This window comes from Spirosoma sp. (assembly GCF_048594605.1).
In the GTDB taxonomy this organism is placed as follows: Bacteria; Bacteroidota; Bacteroidia; order Cytophagales; family Spirosomataceae; genus Spirosoma.
The window spans coordinates 1-6,268 of sequence record NZ_JBMDWV010000169.1 but is presented as its reverse complement, the minus strand read 5'-3'; the positions used below and the strand labels follow the sequence as shown (position 1 = coordinate 6,268).

7 protein-coding genes are annotated in these 6,268 nt (G+C 48.1%); 4 read left to right on the top strand and 3 right to left on the bottom strand.

Annotated features, from left to right (window positions below):
* A partial coding sequence (gene ribD, locus ACOJS8_RS10595) for a bifunctional diaminohydroxyphosphoribosylaminopyrimidine deaminase/5-amino-6-(5-phosphoribosylamino)uracil reductase RibD (protein WP_420148514.1) occupies window positions 1-656 on the bottom strand: 656 nt, incomplete at its 3' end.
* Between the two features lie 172 nt (window positions 657-828).
* Between ribD and prmC the strand changes: the two genes are divergently transcribed.
* From prmC to msrB, 4 genes are all read left to right on the top strand, one after another.
* Complete coding sequence (prmC, locus tag ACOJS8_RS10590; RefSeq protein ID WP_420148513.1) at window positions 829-1,677, top strand: peptide chain release factor N(5)-glutamine methyltransferase; 849 nt, start codon at window positions 829-831, stop codon at window positions 1,675-1,677.
* Between the two features lie 102 nt (window positions 1,678-1,779).
* Window positions 1,780-2,193, top strand: a complete 414-nt coding sequence (locus ACOJS8_RS10585) for a four helix bundle protein (RefSeq protein ID WP_420148512.1) — start codon at window positions 1,780-1,782, stop codon at window positions 2,191-2,193.
* Window positions 2,194-2,241: 48 nt separating this feature from the next.
* The gene (locus tag ACOJS8_RS10580) at window positions 2,242-3,219 is read left to right on the top strand and encodes an AAA family ATPase (RefSeq protein ID WP_420148511.1); all 978 of its coding nucleotides are present in this window, start codon (window positions 2,242-2,244) and stop codon (window positions 3,217-3,219) included.
* A 51-nt stretch (window positions 3,220-3,270) separates the two neighbouring features.
* Window positions 3,271-3,780 carry a peptide-methionine (R)-S-oxide reductase MsrB gene (msrB, locus tag ACOJS8_RS10575; protein ID WP_420148510.1) on the top strand — a complete coding sequence of 170 codons (510 nt, stop codon included), beginning with the start codon at window positions 3,271-3,273 and terminating at the stop codon, window positions 3,778-3,780.
* Window positions 3,781-3,859: 79 nt separating this feature from the next.
* Here the strand turns inward: msrB and ACOJS8_RS10570 are convergent, their stop codons facing one another.
* Together ACOJS8_RS10570 and ACOJS8_RS10565 are read right to left on the bottom strand one after the other, a co-directional pair.
* On the bottom strand, window positions 3,860-5,395 hold the full coding sequence (locus ACOJS8_RS10570) for an MBOAT family O-acyltransferase (protein ID WP_420148509.1): 1,536 nt from the start codon (window positions 5,393-5,395) through the stop codon (window positions 3,860-3,862).
* 139 nt (window positions 5,396-5,534) lie between these two features.
* On the bottom strand, window positions 5,535-6,268 hold a 734-nt coding region (locus ACOJS8_RS10565; protein ID WP_420148508.1), incomplete at its 5' end, for a glycosyltransferase.

Genomic DNA, 6,268 nt, shown 5'->3' with positions numbered 1-6,268 from the left:
GGCCACAGTCGTATATTCAGCCGGGGATTATCGACTCGTGCTGTGTTTGTACCGACCATAATGGCGTCTTCTTCACTTCGCCAGCGATGAACGAGCCGATGCGACAGTTCACCGCTTATTTTGACCGGCTGTCCGCCTTCTCCAGCGATGAAGCCATCCGTTGTTTCGGCCCATTTTAGAATGACGTATGGCCGTTTCTGTTCAAAGAACGTAAAGAACCGGGCATTCAGGCTGCGCCCTTGCTCTGCCAGCAAACCCGTTTCAACGGAAATACCAGCCGCCCTCAATTTGGAAAAGCCACGCCCCGCCACCAGTGGATTTGGATCATCATTGCAGCAAACAACCCGTTTAACCCGGTTTTCAATTAATAGATCGGCGCAGGGTGGCGTTTTGCCCCAGTGCGAACAGGGTTCGAGCGTAACGTACACAGTGGCTTCCGGCAAAAGATGCGCATCGTCTGGCCGTACCGAACGTATTGCATTGACTTCGGCGTGCCAGTCGCCATACCGCTGGTGCCATCCTTCTCCAATAATACGCGGTTCGGCGTTCGGCCCATCGGGCTCGTAAACAATCACACAGCCAACCATTGGATTCGGACTAACATGCCCTCGACCAAGACTAGCTAATTCGAGCGCGCGGAGCATGAATTGATGCATACGACTATTAAGTTCAATACTCTATGAGATAGCGGTTTTAATCTGGTATAAGTTCGTAGTTTCAGATTTTGTGTTCCAGGTTATAAGCCGAGGCTTCGAAATACGAACTGAAAACTTGACCCCTAAAATCAGAAACTTCCCTATTTTTGGCAAAATTACTCGACTTAGCTGCATGGCCACCGCCAAACCTCTCTACGATCGACTTAGTAAAAATATTACGGCCTATCCGCCTGAAGAAGCCCGCGAAATGGCGTTTATGCTACTAGATCATTATTTTGGTCTACGCAAGACCGACGTACTGACCGATAAGCCGCTGCCGCCAAATCGAACGGAACCCGACTGGTTTAAGATTCTCGAACGCTTAAACCGCCAGGAGCCTATTCAGCACGTTATAGGTACGACGATTTTTTGCGGTCTGGAATTTGAAGTATCGCCCGACGTATTAATCCCACGGCCCGAAACCGAAGATTTAGTACGCCTTATCATGCACGATTTTGCTGACCGGACCGACGACGTACCCATTGTTGATATTGGCACGGGCAGCGGGTGTATTGCTATTACGCTGGCGCGGTTTCTTCCCCAATCGGTTGTAACTGGCTGGGATGTGTCGGACCAGGCCCTGACATTGGCGCAACGTAACGCTCAAAACCTGAAAGCGGATGTTACGTTCGAGATTCAGGACATACTGAACGTACCAGCCGATTTTCGACAACGATTTGATTGTGTGGTGAGTAATCCCCCCTACGTAACACGCTCGGAAGCTGCCGTCATGGACCGCAACGTACTGGATTACGAACCGGATCTGGCGCTGTTTGTTGAGGATAACGACCCGCTGGTATTTTACAAAGCTGTGGCCAATTTCTGCACCCGTCACCTGACGAAAGACGGCGCCTGTTACGTTGAGATTAATGAACGTTTCGGCGAAGCGACCCGGCAGGTATTTGCCGATCACGGCTTTCGGAATATTCAGGTTTACAAAGACATTCACGGCAAGGACCGAAGCATCCGGGCAACGTTTTAAAAATAGTTATAAAGTTGTAGAGTTATAAAGTTGTAAAGTTGGCTTACGCCGGAGGTAACTTTACAACTTTATAACTCTACAACCCTATAACTTCACAAAATAATGCCTACCGTAAACCGGATTGAAGACCTTAAAGCCTGGCAGAAAGCCCGATTGCTATCCAGTGCTATTCATCGGGTTACGCGCGATAAAGTTTTTCAGGAAGATTATGATCTAAAACGTCAGATACGACGATCTGGCGGCTCGGTTATGGATAATATTGCTGAAGGATTTGGCCGGGGTAATCGAGGTGAGTTCATTCAATTTCTGGGTATTGCACGCGGCTCCTTAACGGAAGTAAAATCGCAATTGTATCGCTCTTTGGACAATGAATACATAGCTCAAATCATGTTTGATGACTTATATGCGCAAACTGACGAGGTAAATCGGATCGTTGATAGTTTACTTACTTATCTGAATAACAGTGATAATAAAGGCAGACGTTATTCTAAAGGTGCTGATGAAGATATTGTGTAATGAAAACTTTACAACTGATCGACTCTGTAACTTTATAACTGGATAAGAATGCAGCCATCTACTACGTTCTCGTATCATACAAAAATTCGCGAGGTATTCAGCGAGATGAGTCAGGTTGTGGTCGGGCAGGATCGGCTGCTTAATCGGCTTTTGATCGGACTGTTTACGGGCGGGCATATTCTGCTGGAAGGCGTACCCGGCCTGGCCAAAACCCTTACGATCAATACGTTGGCGAAAGTTCTTGACCTGGATTTTCAGCGTATTCAGTTTACCCCTGACCTGTTGCCTGCCGACCTGATCGGAACGATGATTTTCAACCAGAAAACGTCCGATTTTGAAGTAAAACAGGGCCCTATTTTCGCGAACCTGATTCTGGCCGACGAAGTAAACCGCTCTCCGGCCAAAGTCCAGTCGGCACTGCTCGAAGCCATGCAGGAAAAGCAGGTAACTATTGGGGAAGAAACGTTCGTGCTGGATCGTCCATTTCTGGTACTGGCTACGCAAAACCCGGTCGAGCAGGAAGGTACGTATCCACTGCCCGAAGCGCAGGTTGACCGGTTTATGATGAAGGTTTTTGTTGACTATCTAAGTAAGGACGACGAACTGGAAGTGATGCGCCGGATGTCGAACATGAACTTCGATTACGAAGTACGTCCTGTTTTAGGAAAAGAAGAACTGGTAGCCATTCGGGACGAAATCAACGGGATAACGATTTCCGAAACGCTTGAGCGCTACATTATTGAGCTGGTTTTTGCTACACGCCGACCGCTGGAATACAGCCTCCGCGACGAAGCCCAGTACATTCAGTTTGGCGTATCGCCCCGCGCCAGCATCAACCTGAACTTGGCGGCTAAAGCCCTTGCCTACTTCGACCGACGTGATTACGTCCTGCCTGAAGATATTAAAGAAGTAGCGCCGGACGTATTTAACCACCGGATCATGCTGAATTACGAAGCTGAAGCCGATGGCGTCACGACGTTACAGGTTATTGATTCGATTCTGCGAAAAGTAGCCATTGGGCGGTAGTTGTAGGGAATAGATTGCAATCTGTTGGTGTTTTATAGAAAAACTCAACGGATGAAACAAAATCACCTTTTCGTACTGATTGCGCTTCTGCTGGCCGGCGGTTTATGGTTGTATGGTACGTATATAGCGTCACCCCGTCCTCCGCATCGACGCCCTCCCGGAGTAACCTCTCCTAATAATCGACGCGTTGAAAAAACCGATACAGAATGGAAGGAACTCCTGACGCGGTCGCAATACAATATCGCCCGTGAGCGAGGCACCGAATGGCCCAACAGTAGTGAACTAACCCATGAACATCGGCCTGGTATGTATCGCTGCGTTTGTTGCCACAATCCGCTTTTCGAGGCTAAAACCAAGTTTGATTCACACACGGGCTGGCCCAGTTTCTACGCCCCAATCGTATCAAACGCGATCTATACCGAACCCGATGGCAACCGGACAGAAGTACGCTGCTCGGTTTGCGATGCACACTTAGGTCATGTTTTCAACGATGGCCCTGAGCCAACCGGCTTACGTTACTGCATGAACGGCGTAGCGTTGGCATTCAGTCAGGTCAAGTAGCACTAATTCTTACGCCAGTATTGTTTTGCAATTCGCGAATTGGAAATCAATACTGGTTTTTTTGATGGATTACACGTTATCAGAACTGAAAATAGATAAACTGATTCGACGAGAAAACGCCAAACAGATACGTAGCGAACGTAATGACGGCGAATAAAATGGCAAAACGGGCTGTGTTTCGGGTAGGAATTGTCAGATAGAAATACTCTTTCACGAGCAGAAACAGAATCAGAAAAACACTAAACCACATTTCAGTCGTGTTCATCGGGCTCCTGATCTGGTCGCCGAAGGATAATGTTCCGATACCTTTCAGAATTATAAAGGCGTCACTCAGGCTGCGGGCCCGGAAGAATACCCAGGTGAGCATAATCAGCACGAACGTAATGAGCGTATTGACCACAACACGTACCGGCGATTTCGGGCTCTCTTTCTCATGAACGGACGATGTTACTTTATGAGACGGCGCATTGGAGAACCCAAGTTTCGCTAGCAGCTTGTCGCGCAGAACAGCCAGAATCTGATACAGACCGTTCAGCCCACCCCAGATTACATACGTCCAGTTGGGTCCGTGCCAGAGTCCGCTGGCCAGAAACACAATCAGCATATTCAGGTACTGCCGCACTTCGCCTTTCCGGTTGCCGCCCAGGGGAATGTAGAGATAATCCCGGAACCAGGTCGACAGTGAAATATGCCAGCGTCGCCAGAATTCTGAAACAGACTGGGCAATATAAGGCGTACGGAAGTTTTCCATAAGCGTGAAGCCCATCACCCGAGCTGCGCCAAGAGCCACATCCGAATAGCCGGAGAAATCGCAGTAAATCTGGAAGGTATAGAAGAACGTAGCGGCCAGCAGCGTCAGGCCATTATGCGCTGAAGGGTCCCCATACGCATAATCTACCAGCATCGCCAGCCGATCGGCAATCACCAGTTTCTTAAACAACCCGAACGCCATCTGCATCAATCCTGCCTTTACGTTCTCACGATCGTACTTGAAATACGAATGAAACTGCCACAATACGTTCTGTGGGCGCTCGATCGGCCCGGCCACCAGTTGTGGGTAAAACATGACATAGAGCGCGTAAATACCAAAGTGTCGTTCGGCTTTCTGGTTGCCCCGATACACCTCAATGGTGTAGCTCATTGCCTGAAACGTGTGAAACGACAAACCTACGGGCAGAATACTGATGACATTCTCTTTGAACGACTTGATATCAGTCTGACCGAAGAAACGTAGCACCCTGATGAATAGCCGATTTCCCTGATACATAACCTCATCGGCAACGCCCGGCATTTGCAATTTTTCGAATAGCAAGGATACGTTCTCGGTGAAGAAACCCAGGTATTTAAAAAAAGCGAGAATGCCAATATTCGAGATGAGGGATATGATGAGCAGCCACCTTCGGGCCGGGCCATTTGTTCTTTCAATCCAGATACCGGCAATGTAGTCGATGACTATGGTAAGCAGAAGAATCAGAAAATACGCGGGCTTGAAGACCATGTAGAAGTAGCAGCTCGCTACCAGCAACAAGATCCATCGTCCCTGCCACTTCAAACTGAAGTAACTGAGCGTAACAACAATAAAAAACAGTAAAAACTGTAGTGAATTAAATAGCATTAATCGTCGATAGTCGTCTGGCAATAATCGTCTGGCGTGCCGATAGATCAGGATCGACTATTGCTACCGATTTTGCCTGTATAGTTTGGAGTTTGCACAGTAAGTATCAATGAATCTGTAAAATGGCCTGGAACAGACATTACACTTTCGATTCTTTTTGGGTCAGCAGCGGCTGCCGTTGCTGGTCCCGGATCACGTCGCGGAGCACATAAAGCGGGCGGCCTTTCGCCTGAAAAAAGATACGTAGTACGTATTCTCCGATAAGCCCAAGCGCAATCAACTGAACGCCACTGAACAACACGATCACAAACAAGAGTGCGGTAAATCCCTGCGGAACATCGTGATAAATGAATCGTTTGATAAGTGTCTGAATCAAGTAAATCAGGGCTACTCCAATCGTAATCATACCCATTCGGGTGATTATCTTGATTGGATACTCACTGAAGTTAAAAATGCCGTTGTAAGCCAATCGTTGCAGCATCTTGAACGAATATTTCGATTCACCAGCCAGGCGCGCATCCCGTTCGTACTCAACGCCGATCTGGCGAAAACCAATCCAGCTACGCATGCCCCGGATAAACCGGCTTTCTTCCGGCATCTGATTCAATACGTTAGCTACCCGTCGACTGATCAGCGAGAAATCACCGCTATCCAAAGGCAAATCAACGTAAGAAATCGATTTCATCAGCCGATAGAACGTAGCATAAGCCGTGCGTTTAAACCAGTTTTCCTTACGTTTTTTCCGAACAGCGTACACTACGTCGTATCCTTCTTTGTATTTCTGATAAAAGTCGGATAACAATTCGGGCGGGTCCTGTAGGTCCCCGTCGATAATGAATAATGCTTCTATACCTCGCGCAGCGGCAATACCAG

Coding starts and splice junctions, on each gene's coding strand:
- prmC (WP_420148513.1), top strand. CDS start 829: ATGGCCACCGCCAAACCTCTCTACGATCGACTTAGTAAAAATATTACG.
- ACOJS8_RS10585 (WP_420148512.1), top strand. CDS start 1,780: ATGCCTACCGTAAACCGGATTGAAGACCTTAAAGCCTGGCAGAAAGCC.
- ACOJS8_RS10580 (WP_420148511.1), top strand. CDS start 2,242: ATGCAGCCATCTACTACGTTCTCGTATCATACAAAAATTCGCGAGGTA.
- msrB (WP_420148510.1), top strand. CDS start 3,271: ATGAAACAAAATCACCTTTTCGTACTGATTGCGCTTCTGCTGGCCGGC.
- ACOJS8_RS10570 (WP_420148509.1), bottom strand. CDS start 5,395: ATGCTATTTAATTCACTACAGTTTTTACTGTTTTTTATTGTTGTTACG.